Below are 17,937 nucleotides of genomic sequence, written 5' to 3'. Positions count from 1 at the left end.
CGTTACTCCCTGAATCCCAGCGTCACGTTCCTGCCGCCGAGCCGCATGACAACACGATCCGGCCCGACCGACACCACGCGGCCGCCCATGGCCCGGTCTCCGGCGCGTACGTCCAGAAATCCGGTCCCGGCCCGGTACAGGGTCGCGGTCAGCCTGCCGTCCACGCCCTGAATGGAAACCACCCGGGGCCGGGCCGGCGCAGGCCGGGACACCACCACGTCGGGACTCTGCGCAAATCCGCTCGTCCCGCGCTTCGGTGCCGCAGCCTTCCCGGTCTTGTTCAACCGGCGTTCCTGCTCCTCGATGGCCACCTGCAGCTTGAGCCGTTCCAGCTTCGTGCGCAGCGCCGTGAAATCCGCCACGCTGCCCTGCTCGACTTCGGTCCGATCCGCGTCGGACCTTGCCGAGACATCGGGACTGGTCGGAGAATCCGGAGTCTTCACCTTGGAGTCCTCCTGTCCGGGCTTTTCCGGATCGGTCGCGGACGGCTTGTCCGCATCCGCCTTTGTCCCGGCCGTGTCCTTGTCCGGCGCTGGGGCCGTGTTGTCCTGCAAGGCATCAGCCTCCTTTTCAGGGGGCAGTTCCCCTTTGCCCGGTTTCGCGGAAGCGGGCATGGTCACAAGCGGCAGGTCCGCGCCCCTGTCCGGATCGGAATCCGTTCCACCAGCCGGAGCCGGGCACGGAACCGCCAGCAGAGCGGCCATGCAAAGGCACAGCATTCTATTGCCTGGCATACAGATCACCCTCCAATGTCAGTTGTTCGGGAGCCGCTTCCAGGCGCGTGACCACCAGACCGGGGATGGCCCGGAGCGCGGCAGAAAATGCGGGATCCGCCGCAGCCGACGGATTGACCGAAGACAGGGACCAGCCGCCGCGAACCCACGGGCACAGCACGGCCACGGGTTCGGCACCGTTTTCCAGCGTCTTTTTGAGCGGCGGATCGAAATTCACGGTTCTGGCCTTGCCCGCCACCATGCGGGTCAGCTCGTAGAAGCGCGCCGAGGCCTCGCCGGTCATGGCAAGAGGATTTTCGGCACGCGGAGTCAGGCCGGAAAGGGATTCCGTGGCCACGCACACGGCCGGGTTGCGGTCAAGGGATGCCCCATGAGGCAGGGTCGTGAAGGATGCGCCCGGCTGGTGCTTGCGGAAGATCGTGACGGACTCGTCCGAATATTCCACGCGCGTCAGTTCCCAGCCCGCGTCGAACAGGGGCAGGTTCAGGAAATGCGCCATGCACGCGGACACGTACTGTCCGGCACCGGGCCGCGTTGTCCACGGCTGCGGGAAATGCCGGCCCGGGTTCTCCTGCAGGGCGCGCTGCCGGGCCTGACTGGCCAGCCGTGCCCGCTCCACTGCAGCCCGGGCCTGTTCGCGGGCCTGAAAATCCTGATGACGGTCCAGACCGTACAGTGCCAGAGCAGCAAAGACCGCCGCCAGAACCACCAGCGTGGCGGGAATGAGCCTGGACCGGCCCTGAATGGGCATGACCGGCCTGCCGCCATGCACCAGCGAGGCCAGATGCTGCTGGCTTTCCTCCACGGTCAGGCACTCCACCTCGGTTCCCCAGTCGGTCAGGGCCTGCAGGTCCGCCATGCGCGCCCGGGCATCCTCCTCGGTCGCGGCCGCATGATCGCCGTCGCCGGCAATGCTGCCGCTGTTCACCGCGCACACCCACCAGCAGTCCTCGGCCAGACGGAACAGTCCGATCCATGTGGCCGGACCGCGATCCAGCAGAGCACTGGCAAGGGAAATCCCGGTCGGAATGTTTCCGCCGGATTCCCCAAGCCCGAACTGGCGGCCGTGCACCACAACGCAGTCGTACTGCGCATCGTCAAAGGAAGCGGCCCGCTCGCGTGCCTCGGCCAGCACGGCCTTGCGGCTCGGCCGGGCCGAATCCGCGATCTGCCACCACAGCCCGGCAACGTATTTCCGACGGCCTATGCGAATCTGTCGCATGTCAGGCCTCCGGGTTTTCCACGTCGATGGTGATCACCAGCACGGTGCGCGCCACCTGACGGCTTCGGCCCATGGACAGCAGACTCGCCCCGCCGGACCGCGTGTGCTTCTCCTTTTCGAAACCGGCCAGCACCAGCGTCTGGCCCATCTTGAGCCGAACGCGCTGGCTGAAGCTCCGCGTGGATATCTGGGGCAGCTGGATGCTCGTGTCTCCGGACGCAAACTCGTCCAGCTTGTCCAGAGAGGACAGCGAGACATTGTACTGGAGAATGACCCGGCGGCCGTCCAGAATGTGCGGCACCACGGTCATGGCAAAGCCCGTGGACACCTCGCCCGGCGTCATTTCCGTGGTCTTGCCGTAATCGTCCGTGGTCGAGGAGACCGACGCCAGATAGCTGTTTCGGTCCATGACCTGAATGGGCATGGGCTGGTTGCTCATGGTGATGCCCGTGCTGGACGTGACCAGAGTGGTCCGCCCCACGCGACGAAGCGCCTGCAGCACGGCCTGCGACCCGGAAAAGCTTTTGTTCACGATGGCGGCGGACAGGGAGCCCACACCGTCAAGAGCGTTGTAGGCCGACCCCGGGGTGGTGGAAATCTGCAGGTTGGCGTCCTTGAACGCGGCCTGCAGGTCCAGACCCAGATCGGAATCGTCCGCCACCTCGATGGCCCAGACGCGCACGGCCAGCGCCACCTGACGCGACAGCTTGGCATTGATGCGCGTCACGTAGGATTCGACCCGGTGCAGCACGGCCCGGGTGTCCGTGACCATCACGGTGCCGGCCGAACGGTTGGCCACGGCCACGCCCGCAGGCGACAGCATGGCCCGGATGTCCTTTTCCGCATCGGCCCAGGCATCGGCCTCGTAGGTGGTGCGGCTGGTCTGGGAGGTGCGGTGCACGTCATTGCTCGAATTCACGGTCTGGCCAACGCCGCTGATGGACTGGGAACTGGACTGCGCGCCCCGGCTCCGGTTGGTGATGTCCGATTCGTACCGGACCTTGCCCGGCGCGGTCAGGAGCGTGAACACCCGGCTCTGCACCCTGGAGAACACCACCTGTCCGGTCTCCCGCTCGTATTCCCAGCCAAGCCCGGAACGGCTCGACAGCGTATCCAGCAGGCCGGACACCGGGCCGTCGTACCGCACCGAAAGGACTCCGCTGGCCGCGCCCGGCTCCCTACCCGGAGCCATGTCCGGACCCGCTGCAGCAGGTGGATTGTCCACCCGCACGCGCATGTTCAGGATGGATGCCAGACGGCCGGTCAGCTCCTCGATGGTGCCGGAGCCGCGCAGGGTCACGCGCCGGGAAAACACCGCAGGCAGTTCCTGCTCGCGGATCTCCACAGGAATCGCGCCGAGGTACGGTCCCTGCACGATCTGCACGGTCCGGGCGCGAGCCAGCTGATGCAGCTGTTCGGCCCGGGATTCCACGTCCCTGTCGTCCACGTGCGGACGAACCGGGGCGCAGGCTGCCATCAACGCCAGAAGAAAGATGAATGCGCGCATGTCAGTCCTCCACGACTTCCAGGACCCGGTTGTTCTGATAGATGGTCGCGCGAAGCCCCACACCGGTCTGGTGCATGCGCGAAAACAGCCGCTGGGACGCGCCCGTGAACGAGTCCCGGAAAATCGCGTTCACCTGCATGGTGAAATCGTGTTCCGCCTTCCAGACCAGCTGATATCCGGCCCGGCCGCACCACGCTGCGAGCTGGTATCTCAGACTGCCCGGCTTGATCCGCCATTCCTCGGCCGGTCGCGTGGGCACGGGCTCGCCCGCATCCTTCTGCGCAAAGAACGCCGGGGTCTGGGTCATGACGCCGACAGGGGAATAGCCGGCCTCGCCAAGGGCATAGACCCGACCGAAGCTGAATCCGTCCGACACGCGCACCAGCAGGTACCAGAGCGCGCTGCCCTGCCCGGCCTGTTCCTCGCCCAGACTGTCCAGCACGAACGACACGCCGAGGTTGCCTCCGCCCTCTTCCGTCAGGGTGAAGCCCTGCCGCCGCAGCGAGTCCTCGAACAGCCTGCCGAATCCATCCTCATGCTGGGAAAAGCTCAGCCGGGTACGGCCCGGGGGATAATGCGAGGCCAGTTTCAGGCCGGCCTTGTCCGCCAGATCGGCCAGAGCCGAATCCTCGACCGGAGCAGCGGCCCGGCCCTCGTGGGAAAACCATTGTCCAAGCGTGGCGCAGCCGCCCAGCAACATGAGCGCCACCAGCAGAACAGCACGTCTCATTCTTCCACCATCCTTTGAATTTCCACCTTGGTCCGGGCCTTGCCCACGCCGGTCAACAGCAGCCCCTTGCGGAACACGCCGTCCACGACCATGCTCGTGCCGTGCACCCGGTAGTTGACCAGAGTGCGTTCCCCGGCCCGCTCCACGAGCAGCACCGGGTATTCGTTCTGGCGCACGGTCTCGGGCAGGCGGATCACGGTGTGCAATCCGTCGTTGTAGACCTGCAGGGGCTTCCATTCGGCCTCGCCCACGATGCGGTAGTTGAAGTCCAGGGCCGACAGCTTCACCGGCGTTCCCGCCACTTCCGTGGTCTCCCACTTCTGCTTGCGCTCCTTGCGCCTGAGCTGTTCGCGCAACGCCTGCTGCTGGTCCTCGGGATAGACGAACCCCACGTAGGGAGTGTGGCCCTTGCGATCCGAGACCAGCCGGACATGGTAGGTGCGGCGGTCCGTGGTGATCACGGCCGTGGTTTCCAGTCCCGCATCCAGCGGCTTGAACACGAGGTGCGTGCTCTCGCCTTCCGAATGTCCGGACCGGCCCACGGTCACCACCCAGCGCGCCGTGTCGCCCACGATCACGTCGTTCACGTTCTCCCCGGGCTGCAGTTCCAGATCCGAGGTCTTGAGCGGCGCGCACACGATGGAAGGCATGGTTGCGCCGAACACGTAGACGACCTTGCCGCCCGGATGCATGACCGGATTCACCTTCCGGTCCTTCCATTCCGTGGCCATGCTCAGGGCCTTGCGCTCCTTGTCGGTCAGCTTCACGGGCTTCGAACTGATGTATTCCGGCTCGGGCAGCGGCGGCAGTTCCACCACCACATCCTGCTCCTCGACCTGTTCCGGATCCGGAGCCTCGCGCGAGATGAACACCTTGTTCAGCAGTCCCGGCGCATCCTTGGGCGGCGGTGCCGCATGGGCCGGGATTGCGAACAGCGATCCCATGAGAATCAAAGGCAAAATCTTCATATGATTTCTCCAGCAGCTAAAACGCGATTCCGCTTGTCCTTGACACCAAAAAATGACACCACGTTTTCCGTGGGGAAAATTGCTGAAGCGTTGCACGCCCTGCAGCGCAAGGAGGAAAGACCATGTCGCTCATGAAGCATGGCCGATATCAGGCGCACATCAGCTACCGGGCTGAAATCGATTCGTTTTTCGGAGAGGTGGTGAACACCAAGAGCACCATCACCTTTTACGGAAAGACCACGGACGAGCTGAGGAAGGAGTTCGCCGTTTCGGTCAGGGAATACCTTGATACATGCAAGGAGTTGGGCATCGAGCCGGAAAAGCCGTTTTCCGGAAAGCTCACCCTGCGGATGGATCCGGAACAGCACAAGCTGTTCGCCTCCCTTGCCAGAGCAAATGACAAGAGCCTCAACGCGTGGATTGTGGACACGCTCACCCGCAACGCTCAGGAACTTCGCTGACATCGCCTACCCCTTCTGGCCGAGCAGCTCTGCCCAGGACAGGCCCGTGACAAAGACTCCGGCGGGATTGCTGATGATCTGTCGATCCGTTTTCGGGGGATGCACGGCCACGGTCAGGGTGGCTTCGTAACGGGTGTGGCTCAGGGTGGTGCCGGCATGGCTGCGCACGGTCTCGGCCCACTCGATGCGCCAGCTGGAATCGCTGACAGGCAGCGGGATGCCCGCAATGGTCACTTCCACCAGAACATCCTTGGCGCGCTCATAGGGATTGTTGCCCATGAACCATTCCCGGATCATGCCCTTGGCCGAACCCGCCACATAGGCGGACAGCCGGGTCACCATGCGCTTCTGGAGTCCCAGATCAGCAGTCACGGTGCGCCAGTTGGTCACGAACCGCGCCAGATCGGCCTGAATCACGCGATCAGGAATCTCGCCGATTGCCTCGGCGCGCTGCACGGCTCGGGCATTGCCCAGCTTGTCCACCTCGACGACATAGGGGACCACCCGATTGCGCGTGGCCTGCACCACGTTGCCGGCAATGGACAGCCCGGCCACGGTCAGACACCCGAACGCGAACATGCGCCACAGATTCCGGCTCCGGATGTAGCTGCCGTACCGCTCCAGCCATTCCTCGCGCCCGGCAAGATAGGGATTCTCGATCTGTTTGCTCATTGCTTCTTCCAGCTAGTTGCCGTTGAAAAATGATATCCGCCTGAAGACCTTCACGAATCCGTAGAAAGTGAATCCAGCAGCCATGAAAGAATTGCCCCATCTTGGAAAGGCAAGATGAATGCAGTAATCAACAAAAATGACCAAAACTGAAAGTTCTTCCAAAAATGGAACACTTCCAGAGAAATATATTCGTGACGTCTGATTCATCTTCAAACTCCAACAAAAGAGGTTTTGATGATTAAATCTGCTATAAAATTCATTTTTTGTATCTTCGTTGTTTTTTATGCGATTTCAGAGCTGGCCTACGCATTACTTGGATGTCTCACAAAATATAGATAAAAAAACTTCATCATGGAAAGGAAACAGTATAGATATAAATATGAAAAGAAATATTGCTCCCAAATAAAACACCAGAACCATCTTTGCCTTTTCGGCTGCGGCGTATTCGTTGAAGAACTCTACTCCACATGGAATTCTAAACACTAAATAGAAAAGCAAGCAGTAAGCGATAGTAATGAATGCTCCGTTTTGCAGGGGGCCTACCTCACCAAAACACCATGCCAAACCAACAACTTTCACAATTGCATTTTGAAGAGAATGTTCTTCTTCACATAATTCCAACAACCAAGAGAGGAACCGCTTCATAACAACATTTCTCCTTTGGAAGATGCGTCACTTCCCTTCCTGATCCATCTTGAATGATTCGAATTGCGCCTGAACCGCGCTGTTGATCCGATCCGTCTTGCCCGGAGTTCTTGCAGAGCCAAATGCCTTATGCATGGTGCCAGCCATGTGTTTGACCTTGTCGCCTCCCGTAAGCCCCGCCTCGTTTGCAAGATCGTTCGAGCCTCTAAAAGCCTTGACCAGATTGGTTCCGCCTATGGCTCCGGACTTCGCCCCGGCGAACGCTGCCATGCTGCCCGTGGCCACGGCAGTGGTCGCGGAAGTGATGGCCTGCCCTGTGGAAACGTGGGAACCGTTGATGATGCCGGAAACGATGTCCGGGATGGACATGGTGAGAGCGAGGAGGACGATGGAACCGCCGATGACGACCATGAGTTCATCAAAAGTAATTTGCGCTGTCCGAAATTCACTGATGAACTCCATGCCAAGACTGACCAGAAGCTGCATGACGAACAGCTTCACGGCCACTCCCAACGAATAGCGGATAAAATTGATTGCGTAGTCCTTGGTGAACTGGGAACCGCCAAAGCCGAGCAGAATGGCTCCGGCATTCAGGACTATGTAGGCTTCACATTTGACAAGCAGCACCTGCGCCGCAATCAGGGCAAACGTGATGCAGATGATCAGGGCACAGAAAATCAGCCCGGTGGAATTTGCTGGGGCCATTATGGTGATTTTGCCCCACACTCTGGATACGAGTTCCAGCCCGGCCGCAAAAATTGCGCTAGGCTCCGAAAGGGGTGCCCCCAGTCCCACAGCAATGTTTCCCAAGCCGCCAATTATGGAATTCGCCCACACCTTGTAGTAAATCACCAAGGCGTACATGAACCCGGCAAAAATCAGCAGCCGAACGAATTCCACGAGGACTTCACTCAATTCCGCCTTTTTCAGGGCAAGACGAATGCCCATCCACGCCACATCAAGGATGAGAAGGATTCGAAAGAGGGAAAGCGCATACGACTGAAGCACCGGGAACCAAGTAGATGCCTTTCGTTGCACATTTTCAGCTATGGTAGTCAGAATTTCTGTATCTTGTGTTCCCTCAGCCCCCAAGGAATCCTGAGAAAACAGAACCAACAAAACGGCAGCAAAAGAAACTATTATATAGACCTTTTTACTTCTTTTGTTTATCATGGCATTACTCGCAAAAGGAGAATTTCAATGTTAAAAAAACTGGTTTGCTCTGCCGCATTGCTTCTTTTGATATTTGGCTGCACGAATACAGATCAAAATCCACCGTCTTCAAATGCTCCTGCCGAGGAAATGACAACACAAAAGGAAATGACGCAGGAGGAATGGAAAGATCTCATTGGGGCTGATCGACTTAAAAAGTCTCTTGAAGAAGCAAAGAAACATCCCAAAAAGACTCCTTCCAATCAGTTCTAGAATTGGTTTGACGGCCCGGGGCGCATCTTTTCCATCTTCACATCGTCCAACGTATGTGAAAACAGAGTCTTCCATTCTTCATGGGACGTCTGGCTTTCCTTTTCCTGCTTGCTGTCAACCTGCGAATTCTGCTGGATTGACGAGGCCAGAAGCGCACGCAGGGAACGGGTCTCGCTGATCTGAAGCGCGGCCAGCTGGTTTGCGGCCTGAAGGGCTTCCATGCGGCCTTCGGGATCGTTGAGCAGCTTCTGCACATGGGCGTCGAAGGCGTCCGAATCCGCTATCTCGGACAGCTGGCTGCCGGAGAGCCGGAACGTGGCCATGGTGGCCTGATCCACACGTTCGGACCAATCCTTCCAACGCCGCTGACGTTCGGCTGCGTCCTCGGGCGTGTCCTTCCAGACCAGTCCCTTCACGTCCCCGTAGTTCGGGTATGTGGTGCGGTACACGTCCTCCAGCACTTCCACCTCACCCTTCTGGCGACTGACCTTGCCCACCAGACGACCCAGCCGCCTGAAGCGGTTCTGCAGGCTGCGCAGGGTGTAGCGATTCAAGGTCTTGGTGTTCTTGAGCATGTAGGCGAGCTGCTCGATGTTCTGCTTGACCATCATCACCTGCTGTTCGGTCTGCATCACATCCTCGGAGTACTGATCCATGATCGTGGCGAGCTGTTCCACGCTGGTGGCGCGCTCAAGGGACTGAACGAAACGGTTGGAGCAGTTCACGCAGTACACGGTGCGCGCACCGCTCCGCTCCGGACCGAACACCACGCACACGACGACCAGAACCATCAGGCCGATTGCGGCCATCCATCTACTTGCGAAACGATGCATGCGACCTCCTCAGTCTCACCCACTCCTCGGGCCATTTGCGGCCGAACTCGGCCTCCAGCTTGCGGATTTCCGCAATGCTCTCCTTGTCCGAAACACCCACGAACGAAAGCGCGAGCGGTCCCAGCGCAAGGCTGATGAGCCGCCGCCCTTCCGGGGAAATCACGTAGTAGTCCTGCTTGGGAACCGACTGGGCTACGATGTCGATCTGTCGGGAATTCAGGCCCATGCCCTGATACAAACCCACCTGCCGATCCTGACGCGCCGCCAGATTGGGCAGCAGGATCTTGGTCGGACAGGATTCCACCAGCACGTCGAAGATGCCGGAGTCCACGGCGTCGGAAAGGGATTGCGTGGCCAGCACGACGGCCACGTTCGCCTTGCGCATGACCTTGAGCCATTCCCGGATCTTGGCCCGGAACACGGGGTGCCCGAGCATGATCCACGCCTCGTCCAGCACCAGCAGCGCGGGCTGGCCGTGGAGGCGGGACTCCATGCGATGAAAAATGTTCAGCAGCACCGGAATCAGGTTCTTTTCCCCGAGGTTCATGAGTTCCTCGAGCTCGAAGACCATGAAGTCCGAAAGGTTCATGGTGTCGGTCTGGGCATCCAGCAGCCGCCCCATGGCTCCCTGCGTGGTGTAGTGTTCCAGCGCGGCGCGCAGCTCCTGATCCTGAAGCAGATGATAGAAGTCCGTGAGGGACCGCATGTCCGCAGGCGATTCGCGCAGCAGAAGCATGGCCTGATGCATGGCGTTGCGATGCGCCGGCAGCACGTCCACGCCCTGAAGCGCGACCAGATTGCCGACGTATTCCTCTGCCCAGCCCTGCTCGGCCTCGGAATCCACATGCTGCAACGGGCAGAAGGCCAGCTCGTCCGATTCGGAGCCCACGTCGTAATGCGTGCCGCCGACCGCCTTGCACAGCGCGTACATGGACCGGCCCTTGTCAAAGCAGAACACCGTGGCCCCGGCATAACGCCGGAACTGGGCCGCGAGAATTCCGAGCAGCGTACTCTTGCCCGCGCCCGTGGGACCGAAGATCAGGGTATGCCCGAGGTCGCCCACATGCAGGTTCAGCCGGAACGGGGTGGCCCCGTCCGTGGCACACTGCATCAGGGGAGGCGACCCGACCGGGAAAAGGGGGGATGGATTGGTTTCCCGGCCGGGCCATATGGAGGCAAGCGGAAGGAGGTCGGCAAAATTCAGGGTATTGATCATGGGGCGACGGACATTGGCAAAGAAGTTGCCGGGATGCGTGCCCAGCCACGCTTCAAGCGCGTTCACGTTCTCGATCCGGCACCCGAAGCCCAGGGACTGGATTTCCCGCCGCAGCTCGCGCGTCCAGTCCCGAAGCAGATTCGCGTCCTCGTGCATAAGCACGATGCACGAGGTGTAGAATCCGGCTCCGACCTGTGCGCCCTGCACAGCGGCAATGGCCTCTTCCGCATCCTCGGACATGCGCAGTGCGTCCCGGTTGGCCCGGGCATTGGGATTGTTGAACATGGCGTCGAAAATCCGGAAGACCTGCTGCCGCCATGTCTTGCGGTACCGATCCAGTTCCTTGAGCGCGTCCACCTGATCCATGAAGATGAACCGGGAGCAGAAGCGCGAGGCCAGAGGCAGCCCTTCCAGCGCCGACAACATGGCGGGCCAGCTTTCCAGAGGCAGACCGTCCAGCGACAGCACGGCCAGTTCCCGGCCGTCCACGCGCGGAGCCAGTCCGCCGACCAGATCCACGCCGCCCAGAACAGCGTCCAGATACATGGGCGTTTGCGGCAGGTTCACGGGCTGCACCGTTCCGGTCACGCATTCCTGCAGGTAGGACAGCAGCGCGGAACGCACCTGAGTCACGCCATGCTCGTCCTGAAATTCGGTTTCCCCGAGGCGTTCCAGCCGCATGACCGACGCCAGAGCGTCTTCCAGCTCCAGACACCGGGTCTTGAACACGGAGAGATGCTTGGTCAGCGGATTTTCCGATGTTGCCCGATTGTTGGTGTAGACCAGCCGGTTCAGCTTTTCCGTGGTCAGTTCGGGGCGATACGTCAGACTCAGGACCGTGCGGGTCGCGTAGTACGCGCCGCAGGTCTCGAAGGTCAGCCGCCGTTCATTGTCGATGGTTCGGGTCACGCAATCCGGGAAATGACTCAGTCCCGGTTCGGGGTACCCGTCCGCAGGCGTGCGCAGCGCGTCCACATGGCACATCCAGCCGGAATCCATGTTTTTGAACGCCTGATTCACGCGCTCGCTCACGAACGCCAGTTCCTCGTCAGTGGAAGAAGCCGTGTCCTGAGCACGAAATTCCCAGGCCGCCAGAAACGAGCCGTCCTTGCAGAGCACCACGCCGTTGTCGAGCATGGCGGCATAGGGAAGCAGATCCGGCAAGCCCTTGGCGTTTTCCCGATAGTCCGTGAGATGCAACATCATAACCTCCAGAAGGTGGACCGGGCCGGATAGAATTCCTGCTGCCGGACATGGCGCAGCCAGACCTTGGACATCACCGGATCATGCTTGGCCATGCGCCGGAGCACGAACGAGGCCGCGACCCAGAACAGGAAGCCGGCCAGAGCGGAATACAGGGTGAAGCCCCCTACCCCGACCAGCAGGGCGAGCAGGCCCGAACACAGAAGCAGGTCACGCTCCGCGCCCAGAATCAGAGCGGGCCGCAGCAGGGATTGGTGGATCGGAATGCGCCTCATACCAACGCTCCGGTAAAGACGAAAACTCCGTCCACGATGGACGCGGCAAACGCGATGAACGAGATTCCGAACACCACGCCGAGCAGCATCTTGAAGGCACCGGAAACCTCCTCGCGCTTGAAGATGAACGTCACGCCGCAGACGGCCATGGCCGCGATGGCAAAGTACCGGCCTACATCACCGGTGATCGTGCCGACCACGGCTTCAAACGGACTGTTGAACTCGGAAATGCCGTTGGAAGCCAAAGCCGCTTCGGGCAGCAGACAGGCCGCGATCAGCGCGGCAAGCAGAATCGTTTTACGCATCGACAAACTCCAAAATGTACTTCCGGCTGACGGCATCGAAGCCGGAGACCCGCACCACTTCGGCCACCTTGCGGCTGGTCGGTGTGCGACGGATGAAGACGACCAGATCCACGGCCTCGCCGATCAGCGAGGGCATGGGCGATCTGGACGCCTCGGCCACAAGCTGTTCCAGCCGGAACAGACCGCCACGCGCGGAATTCGCATGCACCGTGGCCACGCCGCCGGGATGGCCCGTGTTCCATGCCTTGAGCAATTCCAGAGCCTCGCCCCCGCGCACTTCGCCGACCAGAATCCGGTCGGGCCGAAGCCGCATGGTGGCGCGCACCAGCGTGGCAATGGGGACGAACGTGGTGGAACGCAGAAACACCGTGTTTTCCCCGGAGCTCTGCAACTCGCAGGTATCCTCGATCACCACGAGCCGATCCCCGGGACACATGTCGGAAATGGAATCGATGATGCCGTTGACCAGCGTGGTCTTGCCCGAGCCGGTGCCGCCCACGACCAGAATGTTCTTCCGGCTCTCGATGGCGCACCGGATTTCCCAGTGATGCGCGGGAGACATGATGTGGGCATTTTCGTATTCCGCCAGTGTGAAAATCCGGTCCGCCTTCTTGCGAATGTTGAAGATGGGACGCGGCACCACGGGATTCAGCAGCCCTTCGAATCGGCTTCCATCAAGGGGCAGCTCCCCTTCCACGATGGGATTCTCCCGGGCCACAGATTCCTCGAGCGAACTGGCGATGAGCGAAATCACGCGCGCGGTGTCCACGGCGGACATCTCCCCCACCACCTTCATGGGTTCCCCCAGACGTTCCACCCAGAGCCGCCCGTCGGGATTCACGAAAATCTCCACCACGTTCGGGTCGGCCAGTGCGTCCATGATCACCGGACCGAGACTGTGCTCAAGGCTTCTGCGCAGACGTTCGTCAATCATTGCGCCCCCACGATCAGCGTAGTCACGAGTATTCCGGAGCACAGGGTCAGGACCGCGCACGCGAACGTGTAGAGCCGCAGATGCCGCTCGTGCCGCTTCATCTCGCCGAGAAGCGTGTCCATGCCGCTCTTGTGGGCCGCGATTTCCTGAATGGTGTGTTCGGAGCTGACGCGCACGGCCTTGCCGAGGATGGCCTGCCGGTGTCCCTTCAATTCATTGGAGTATTGGCGAGCCAGCTTTTTCAGAAACGTGGCCAGTTCCTGACCATGCCTGTCCAGCACGCCGTCGTACTGATCCAGAAACGCGTTGTGCAGGGTCACGTACATGAGGATGGGATCATCCTTGCCCAGCAGCACGTCATGCTGTTCCGCCAGCAGGTCGCGAATCCGGTCCGGAGTGAGCCTGTACGGAGCCAAAGGGTCTTTCTGCTTGTCCACGGCGCACCGCCTACAGATTGGCCTTGTCCAGTTCCGCGCGGATTTCGCGCCACATCATCCGCAGCCGCTGCCGGACCATGATGGAATACCGATCCCCGGTCAGGGCCTCGGTAAAGCTCAGGCGGTCCGCCAACAGATTTTCCAGATCGCGGCCAAAGGTCTCCTTGCGCTTGTTCGGCAGCCGAATCACGGCCTCGAAGCTCGACATGTGGTCGCGGAAGACCGGGAATTCCTCGAAGGGCTTGCCGTTGCTGGTGATGGGTCCGAAAAACGGATTGAGCCAGACATAGAGCGGTTTTCCCTCGAAATTCGTGATCAGGGAATCCAGTCCGTTCAGCGTGTCCAGAATGGCCTGACCGCCAGTGACCACGCTATGCAGCCGGACGGTCTGGCCGGAGTCGTGCAGCACGTCGAACACCGCGTTTTCCGCCAGATAGGAGCAGAACGGCAGAAAGGTCGCCGCACCGTTGTCCACCACGACCTGCGTGTCCTCGGGCAGGGTCACGATGGCGTCCACCAGCCGGTCGAACTGGCGCGGATCCACGTCGTCGCCCCCGTTCATGATGTCCAGTGCAATGGCGTCGAGCGCCCGATATCCGGCCAGCGTGGCATTCACGGGATCGGTGTCGATGCAGACGGTCTTCCGCCCAGCTTCCAGAAAATACTGGGACAGCAGCCCGGCAGCCAGACTCTTCCCGACACCGCCCTTTCCCTGCAGAATCATGTTGATGGTCGCCATGAACGTACTCCTTTACTCGTCACCAAGAAGACGATGACGCGTCTCCTCGGTAACCTGGTTGTTGTGATCGAAGGGCTTGGATGAAGAAGCGGAAACGGAGGTCGATTCAATCGAAACCACGGGCTGCACGGAAACTCTTTTTGTTCTTCCCTTCCCGCTCACGTAATGACAGAACCGCTGATAGCTCATCGTGATTTTCCCCTTGCTGGCCAGTTCGTCATAAACCGCCCGCCGCGTATGCCCTTTCCGGAGCTGCTCCAGAATCTCAGGCTGATTCGCGATGAACTCGACTCGTGCGAAACCTCTATCCTTTTGCACGATCCCCTCCCGACTTTTTCTTTGAGTGAGGGCGTTGATCTCCGTAGAGGTATGGCCACAGCTTTTCCAAGGTGGAGCTATGAATGCCCTTGCTTGCCCCATTCAAAATTTTGGATATTGTTGACTGAGGTACTTGGCTGGCCCTAGCGAGGTTTGTTTGACTCCAACCACTTTCAGTCAGCATTTTTTGAAGATCTTCTCGTATGTTCATGAGTCTTAGATATTCCAACTAGAATTCTTTTGTCAACAAAACAATTCTAATTCGACTGTGACAAGATTCCTTCATATAGATATGCGAGGGATATGAAAAACTATGACAAGCTACTTGAAGGGCTTAGGGAGCTCGCAATCCGCGAGTATGGAAGCGTTACTGCGATGGCAACTTCCATCGACTTTTCACAGTCAACACTTTCCAAGATGATGAACCGCAAATCATGTCCGAGAATTGACACGATCTGCGAATTATTTGACAAGCTTGGGATTGGCTTCACCTTCCCAGGAGAAGCTAAGGAGGGGCCTCAATATCGCACTCCCGAGGCTGCATTGCTGGATGCACACATTGCGGACCTGAGAGCAAAGAAAGCCCCAGAAGAAGCCATAAAAGATTTCGCACTCAAGGCACTCAAGATAGAATTCGAAAAAAATGAGCAGGCCGAACCCAAGCAAGAAAGACGACAAGCAATTTAAGATTGTTAAAAGGCGGCAAGTCGCCCAATCGGCATAAAATGCAGTTATAATTACCCTACTTTCACCCTCAAACACCCCTACCCCCCCTCTTGGGGAAAACTCCTTTCGCCCCTCTCCTATTTTTTTATGTCTTTTTTTAATTCTAATTAGAATTAAAATTCTTGACCTTTGATTCTTTTTAGAATTAACCTTGTTTTCCAAGACACAGAACAAGGTAAGACAATGCCGACAACCAGACACACTCCATGCGCAACCCTCCCGAAGTTCAAGGGGAAATACGGGACACCGAAACTGTCCTTCTTTCCTGCTGAACTCTGGGACGGCCCGGAAGGCCGCTGGCGGGTCATGCAAGGGGAAACGTGGGTTGTCCGCAAGGACGAAGGCCGAAGCTATTTCACTCTGAAAGGAATTACCGCACTGGTCATGGATCACCTGCGAGCCGGACTCGGCATCCAAAAGGACACCCCGTCCCTTCAGCCCGACCTCGCCCCTCACACACCCGTGACCTACTACCCCGAGGAGATCGCCGATCCCCCGATGGCAACACGAACGCGCACCCATCCTTTCAGGGACGCCAACAACGAATGGAGAGTCTGGATATTCTTCAAGGACCGCCCGGTCCTACTGGATGATTTGGAGCTTCGCCCAAAAGCACAGGAGCCAAACAAGGCAGGTTGAGTATGCCGCAGATCAAAGGACCTTTTTTTTCAAGACAAAGAGCCGCCGCCTATTGTGGCATCTCGACTCGTGAATTTGATCGCTGGCGAAAGAGATATCATATTCCGACTCACGGGCCGACAGAACGGTGCTACGCAGCGTCGATCCTCGATGACTTCATGGCTGAACCGGATAGATATCTGATCATACCCGGCTCCCGAAAAGCCAGATCCATTTCCGTCGATGAAATATTTTCGTAACCCAAGTCGGGATAATTCGTGGCTTTTCAAAAAAAAGGATCACAGTGGTGGTACGTAACCGTACGCGAGCGGGACACGGGACGCGTTTTGACTTTCAAGGCAAAAACCCGATCCGAAGCAGACGCCCTTGCCTTGGAGTATCGAGCCAAAAAGAAACGCAAGGACATGGGGGTCAGCCCAATAGTAGGCACCTCCCCAACCTTTCGAGAGCTTGCTGTCGAACATTTAAGAATGCTCAAACCGGAAACCGCTCAAAACGAACTCTATTATGTCAACCAGTTATACATTCCCCTGTTCGGACACAAGCCTATTGAATTCTTCACATCATCAGACCTTCGAGATGCACTGAAAGCCTTGCAGGACAGAGGGCTGAAGCCAAACACCATCAAACGACGCATGGGATTCCTTCGAGCCCTGCTCAACCGCGCGGCCAAAAACGGCTACATTGAAAACGCCCCCGCCATTCCAGTACCTTGCGGTGAAGATGAAGTAATCGTCCCACCTTCACGAAATGAGTTGAAACGGCTATTGGAGCAAGCACCTCCACACCTTTTCCGAGCCATCCTCCTGGCCGTATACACAGGCATTAGGGCAGGGAAATCGGAACTGCTGGCGCTGACCTGGGCCGATGTAGACATGGAAGCCAAAACAATCCGCGTTACGTCGGCCAAAAAAGGCGGCTTGCCTTGGCGAGAGATCCCGATTGCACCTCAGCTCTTCACGCACCTTCGGAAATGGAAAAGTGAGGATGAGGCAAATGGGGACGTTTATTTGATCCACTACAAGGGAAAGCATGTCGCCAGCATAAAAAAGGCATGGAACGCAGCCAAGGAACGTGCAGGAATCACACGCCGCCTTAGAATGTATGACCTCAGACATGCCTTTGTCACCAATCTCGTCAGCGCGGGAGTAGACCTCACAACCGCCGCCTACCTCGCAGGCCATGCCGATCCGTCAACAACCGCAAAAGTCTACCGCCACATTCAAAGCAAGGACACCCAAGAAGCCATCCAAAAAGTCGGAGCCATTTTCACAGACTCGGCCGAACCCAGCAAAAAGTAGAACTCGCCCCCAAAGTGGGGTCAGCACTTTGAATCAAGCCACGCCAAATATTTTCTGCTCATCCACTTCTCCTGAGTTGTGTCCCGTCAAGTGGTGTAATTCCGTGTCCACAACTCTGTAGCAGGATCAGACGCTCCGCAGTCTCAAAAACCAGTCAGGGACAAATCCCCACACTTTCCGGTCTTTCCAGACTTCGATGGAGCGTCCTACGCTAAACGCTACGACATCCTTTGCCGAAAAATGATGCAGGAGCAACTATACACAAACGCATCAATAATCCTTGCGCCTCGAGCATCCATCGACACCGGGGATTATTCCGACATGTCTGAAACAACAGGGCTTAAAAACTTTGTAGCCAGTCTTGCTGGCCACGTGGCGGCAGAAGCCGCTAGATAAGGGTTCAAAATAGACATCCCACCGTCCCGCCCCTAGGGGGTGGGACGGTGGGATGCTATCCATACAGCTTGTCGCTGTTGGCCTTCCTACCCTGCCGATCGCGCTCCTGGACCAGCCTGATTCCTAAAGAATGAACTTGGCTAAAAGAACTGATAGACCTCGACTACAACACTGACTACAAAGGCCGTTTTTAGCCCGGAATTTGACTACAAATTTAAACGTAAAATATTGTTTTAATTGATAAACAAAAG

Annotated in this window: 22 protein-coding genes and 1 pseudogene; 6 read left to right on the top strand and 17 right to left on the bottom strand. The window is 58.6% G+C overall.

What is annotated here, in order from left to right:
• Positions 1-2 precede the first annotated feature (2 nt).
• From pilP to trbG, 5 genes are read right to left on the bottom strand one after another with little or no spacing between them, the layout of a single operon-like run.
• Positions 3-734: a type IV pilus biogenesis protein PilP gene (gene pilP, locus MPN23_RS00110; RefSeq protein WP_243545448.1), complete on the bottom strand. Its 732-nt coding sequence runs from the start codon at positions 732-734 to the stop codon at positions 3-5.
• On the bottom strand, positions 721-1,956 hold the full coding sequence (gene pilO2, locus MPN23_RS00105; RefSeq protein WP_243545447.1) for a type 4b pilus protein PilO2: 1,236 nt from the start codon (positions 1,954-1,956) through the stop codon (positions 721-723). Before pilO2 ends, pilP begins: the two co-directional genes overlap by 14 nt.
• Position 1,957: 1 nt before the next feature.
• Entirely contained in the window at positions 1,958-3,463 is a 1,506-nt protein-coding gene (locus MPN23_RS00100) for a type II secretory pathway component PulD-like protein (protein ID WP_243545446.1), read from the bottom strand.
• 1 nt (position 3,464) lies between these two features.
• Positions 3,465-4,193 carry a TcpQ domain-containing protein gene (locus MPN23_RS00095; protein ID WP_243545445.1) on the bottom strand — a complete coding sequence of 243 codons (729 nt, stop codon included), beginning with the start codon at positions 4,191-4,193 and terminating at the stop codon, positions 3,465-3,467.
• Entirely contained in the window at positions 4,190-5,161 is a 972-nt protein-coding gene (trbG, locus tag MPN23_RS00090; protein WP_243545444.1) for a P-type conjugative transfer protein TrbG, read from the bottom strand. The genes MPN23_RS00095 and trbG overlap by 4 nt, the downstream gene beginning before the upstream one ends.
• Before the next feature lie 122 nt (positions 5,162-5,283).
• On the opposite strand from trbG, the gene MPN23_RS00085 reads away from it, so the two are divergent.
• Positions 5,284-5,622, top strand: a complete 339-nt coding sequence (locus MPN23_RS00085; RefSeq protein ID WP_243545443.1) for a type II toxin-antitoxin system HicB family antitoxin — start codon at positions 5,284-5,286, stop codon at positions 5,620-5,622.
• 6 nt (positions 5,623-5,628) lie between these two features.
• Here MPN23_RS00085 and MPN23_RS00080 read toward each other — a convergent pair whose 3' ends face one another.
• The 3 genes from MPN23_RS00080 to trbL form a co-directional block, all read right to left on the bottom strand.
• Entirely contained in the window at positions 5,629-6,294 is a 666-nt protein-coding gene (locus MPN23_RS00080) for a VirB8/TrbF family protein (RefSeq protein WP_243545442.1), read from the bottom strand.
• Between the two features lie 309 nt (positions 6,295-6,603).
• Positions 6,604-6,939, bottom strand: coding sequence for a hypothetical protein (locus MPN23_RS00075; RefSeq protein ID WP_243545441.1), 336 nt, complete (start codon positions 6,937-6,939; stop codon positions 6,604-6,606).
• A 27-nt stretch (positions 6,940-6,966) separates the two neighbouring features.
• On the bottom strand, positions 6,967-8,112 hold the full coding sequence (trbL, locus tag MPN23_RS00070) for a P-type conjugative transfer protein TrbL (protein ID WP_243545440.1): 1,146 nt from the start codon (positions 8,110-8,112) through the stop codon (positions 6,967-6,969).
• A 27-nt stretch (positions 8,113-8,139) separates the two neighbouring features.
• Here trbL and MPN23_RS00065 point away from each other — a divergent pair, with 27 nt between their 5' ends.
• The gene (locus MPN23_RS00065) at positions 8,140-8,364 is read left to right on the top strand and encodes a hypothetical protein (protein ID WP_243545439.1); all 225 of its coding nucleotides are present in this window, start codon (positions 8,140-8,142) and stop codon (positions 8,362-8,364) included.
• Here MPN23_RS00065 and trbJ read toward each other — a convergent pair.
• From trbJ to MPN23_RS17125, 9 genes are read right to left on the bottom strand one after another with little or no spacing between them, the layout of a single operon-like run.
• Entirely contained in the window at positions 8,361-9,197 is an 837-nt protein-coding gene (gene trbJ, locus MPN23_RS00060) for a P-type conjugative transfer protein TrbJ (RefSeq protein WP_243545438.1), read from the bottom strand. The genes MPN23_RS00065 and trbJ overlap by 4 nt on opposite strands.
• Positions 9,178-11,616, bottom strand: a complete 2,439-nt coding sequence (locus MPN23_RS00055) for a VirB4 family type IV secretion/conjugal transfer ATPase (protein WP_243545437.1) — start codon at positions 11,614-11,616, stop codon at positions 9,178-9,180. The genes trbJ and MPN23_RS00055 overlap by 20 nt, the downstream gene beginning before the upstream one ends.
• Positions 11,616-11,891, bottom strand: a complete 276-nt coding sequence (gene trbD / locus MPN23_RS00050) for a conjugal transfer protein TrbD (RefSeq protein WP_243545436.1) — start codon at positions 11,889-11,891, stop codon at positions 11,616-11,618. The genes MPN23_RS00055 and trbD overlap by 1 nt, the downstream gene beginning before the upstream one ends.
• Positions 11,888-12,196: a TrbC/VirB2 family type IV secretion system protein gene (locus MPN23_RS00045; RefSeq protein WP_243545435.1), complete on the bottom strand. Its 309-nt coding sequence runs from the start codon at positions 12,194-12,196 to the stop codon at positions 11,888-11,890. Before MPN23_RS00045 ends, trbD begins: the two co-directional genes overlap by 4 nt.
• A complete protein-coding gene (gene trbB, locus MPN23_RS00040) occupies positions 12,189-13,130 on the bottom strand; it encodes a P-type conjugative transfer ATPase TrbB (protein ID WP_243545434.1) in 942 nt (313 codons plus the stop codon). Before trbB ends, MPN23_RS00045 begins: the two co-directional genes overlap by 8 nt.
• Positions 13,127-13,567, bottom strand: a complete 441-nt coding sequence (locus MPN23_RS00035) for a hypothetical protein (RefSeq protein ID WP_243545433.1) — start codon at positions 13,565-13,567, stop codon at positions 13,127-13,129. The genes trbB and MPN23_RS00035 overlap by 4 nt, the downstream gene beginning before the upstream one ends.
• 10 nt (positions 13,568-13,577) lie before the next feature.
• Complete coding sequence (locus tag MPN23_RS00030; RefSeq protein ID WP_243545432.1) at positions 13,578-14,306, bottom strand: nucleotide-binding protein; 729 nt, start codon at positions 14,304-14,306, stop codon at positions 13,578-13,580.
• A gap of 12 nt (positions 14,307-14,318) precedes the next feature.
• Positions 14,319-14,627: a TraK family protein gene (locus MPN23_RS00025; protein WP_424450081.1), complete on the bottom strand. Its 309-nt coding sequence runs from the start codon at positions 14,625-14,627 to the stop codon at positions 14,319-14,321.
• Positions 14,611-14,808 (bottom strand): helix-turn-helix domain-containing protein, encoded by a 198-nt coding sequence (locus tag MPN23_RS17125; protein WP_424450080.1) that lies wholly within the window; start codon positions 14,806-14,808, stop codon positions 14,611-14,613. The genes MPN23_RS00025 and MPN23_RS17125 overlap by 17 nt, the downstream gene beginning before the upstream one ends.
• Before the next feature lie 119 nt (positions 14,809-14,927).
• On the opposite strand from MPN23_RS17125, the gene MPN23_RS00020 reads away from it, so the two are divergent.
• The 4 genes and pseudogenes from MPN23_RS00020 to MPN23_RS00005 all read left to right on the top strand — a co-directional run.
• Positions 14,928-15,311 (top strand): hypothetical protein, encoded by a 384-nt coding sequence (locus tag MPN23_RS00020; protein WP_243545430.1) that lies wholly within the window; start codon positions 14,928-14,930, stop codon positions 15,309-15,311.
• Positions 15,312-15,533: 222 nt separating this feature from the next.
• Positions 15,534-15,989 carry a hypothetical protein gene (locus MPN23_RS00015; RefSeq protein WP_243545429.1) on the top strand — a complete coding sequence of 152 codons (456 nt, stop codon included), beginning with the start codon at positions 15,534-15,536 and terminating at the stop codon, positions 15,987-15,989.
• A gap of 257 nt (positions 15,990-16,246) precedes the next feature.
• Positions 16,247-17,290 (top strand): tyrosine-type recombinase/integrase, encoded by a 1,044-nt coding sequence (locus MPN23_RS00010; RefSeq protein ID WP_243545428.1) that lies wholly within the window; start codon positions 16,247-16,249, stop codon positions 17,288-17,290.
• Positions 17,291-17,431: 141 nt separating this feature from the next.
• Positions 17,432-17,686 (top strand): annotated as a pseudogene (locus MPN23_RS00005) (PaeR7I family type II restriction endonuclease); the annotation flags it as partial.
• Positions 17,687-17,937: the final 251 nt, after the last annotated feature.

The organism is Pseudodesulfovibrio tunisiensis, assembly GCF_022809775.1.
In the GTDB taxonomy this organism is placed as follows: Bacteria; Desulfobacterota; Desulfovibrionia; order Desulfovibrionales; family Desulfovibrionaceae; genus Pseudodesulfovibrio; species Pseudodesulfovibrio tunisiensis.
The sequence above is the reverse complement of the archived record's forward strand: the minus strand, read 5'-3'. Positions and strand labels throughout refer to the sequence as shown.

Excerpts from the sequence above, each read along its gene's own strand:
- MPN23_RS17125 (WP_424450080.1), bottom strand. The coding sequence starts at position 14,808 with ATGCTGACTGAAAGTGGTTGGAGTCAAACAAACCTCGCTAGGGCCAGC.
- MPN23_RS00075 (WP_243545441.1), bottom strand. The coding sequence starts at position 6,939 with ATGAAGCGGTTCCTCTCTTGGTTGTTGGAATTATGTGAAGAAGAACAT.
- MPN23_RS00030 (WP_243545432.1), bottom strand. The coding sequence starts at position 14,306 with ATGGCGACCATCAACATGATTCTGCAGGGAAAGGGCGGTGTCGGGAAG.
- trbB (WP_243545434.1), bottom strand. The coding sequence starts at position 13,130 with ATGATTGACGAACGTCTGCGCAGAAGCCTTGAGCACAGTCTCGGTCCG.
- MPN23_RS00020 (WP_243545430.1), top strand. The coding sequence starts at position 14,928 with ATGAAAAACTATGACAAGCTACTTGAAGGGCTTAGGGAGCTCGCAATC.
- MPN23_RS00085 (WP_243545443.1), top strand. The coding sequence starts at position 5,284 with ATGTCGCTCATGAAGCATGGCCGATATCAGGCGCACATCAGCTACCGG.
- MPN23_RS00095 (WP_243545445.1), bottom strand. The coding sequence starts at position 4,193 with ATGAGACGTGCTGTTCTGCTGGTGGCGCTCATGTTGCTGGGCGGCTGC.
- MPN23_RS00055 (WP_243545437.1), bottom strand. The coding sequence starts at position 11,616 with ATGTTGCATCTCACGGACTATCGGGAAAACGCCAAGGGCTTGCCGGAT.
- MPN23_RS00080 (WP_243545442.1), bottom strand. The coding sequence starts at position 6,294 with ATGAGCAAACAGATCGAGAATCCCTATCTTGCCGGGCGCGAGGAATGG.
- MPN23_RS00045 (WP_243545435.1), bottom strand. The coding sequence starts at position 12,196 with ATGCGTAAAACGATTCTGCTTGCCGCGCTGATCGCGGCCTGTCTGCTG.
- pilP (WP_243545448.1), bottom strand. The coding sequence starts at position 734 with ATGCCAGGCAATAGAATGCTGTGCCTTTGCATGGCCGCTCTGCTGGCG.
- MPN23_RS00100 (WP_243545446.1), bottom strand. The coding sequence starts at position 3,463 with ATGCGCGCATTCATCTTTCTTCTGGCGTTGATGGCAGCCTGCGCCCCG.
- MPN23_RS00065 (WP_243545439.1), top strand. The coding sequence starts at position 8,140 with ATGTTAAAAAAACTGGTTTGCTCTGCCGCATTGCTTCTTTTGATATTT.
- MPN23_RS00015 (WP_243545429.1), top strand. The coding sequence starts at position 15,534 with ATGCCGACAACCAGACACACTCCATGCGCAACCCTCCCGAAGTTCAAG.
- pilO2 (WP_243545447.1), bottom strand. The coding sequence starts at position 1,956 with ATGCGACAGATTCGCATAGGCCGTCGGAAATACGTTGCCGGGCTGTGG.
- trbD (WP_243545436.1), bottom strand. The coding sequence starts at position 11,891 with ATGAGGCGCATTCCGATCCACCAATCCCTGCTGCGGCCCGCTCTGATT.
- trbG (WP_243545444.1), bottom strand. The coding sequence starts at position 5,161 with ATGAAGATTTTGCCTTTGATTCTCATGGGATCGCTGTTCGCAATCCCG.
- trbJ (WP_243545438.1), bottom strand. The coding sequence starts at position 9,197 with ATGCATCGTTTCGCAAGTAGATGGATGGCCGCAATCGGCCTGATGGTT.
- trbL (WP_243545440.1), bottom strand. The coding sequence starts at position 8,112 with ATGATAAACAAAAGAAGTAAAAAGGTCTATATAATAGTTTCTTTTGCT.